1 protein-coding gene is annotated in these 255 nt (G+C 46.3%); it reads left to right on the forward strand.

Annotation, left to right across the window (positions count from 1 at the left end):
• A partial coding sequence (locus V6C27_14940) for a glycine radical domain-containing protein (protein MEG6617666.1) occupies positions 1–255 on the forward strand: 255 nt, incomplete at both ends.

A 255-nucleotide genomic window follows, 5' to 3' on the forward strand; every position in this document is an offset into this window, starting at 1 on the left:
GCCCCACCCAGGGCGCCGATAAATTGGGACCAACAGCCATTATCAAATCCGTTAGCAAGTTGAGTAACGAATCGATGAACATCGGCATGGTCCACAACTTTAAGCTGCTGAAGGGCCTTTTGGAAACGCCAGAAGGTGAAAATGGGCTGATTACTTTGCTTAGAACGGCATCTATTTTGGGCAATGGTCAGATGCAATTCAGCTATGTTGATAACGAAGTACTGAAAAAGGCCCAAATGGAACCGGACAAGTATC

The sequence above is a fragment of the Peptococcaceae bacterium 1198_IL3148 genome, from assembly GCA_036763105.1.
Classification (GTDB): Bacteria; Bacillota; Desulfotomaculia; order Desulfotomaculales; family Desulfohalotomaculaceae; genus JBAIYS01.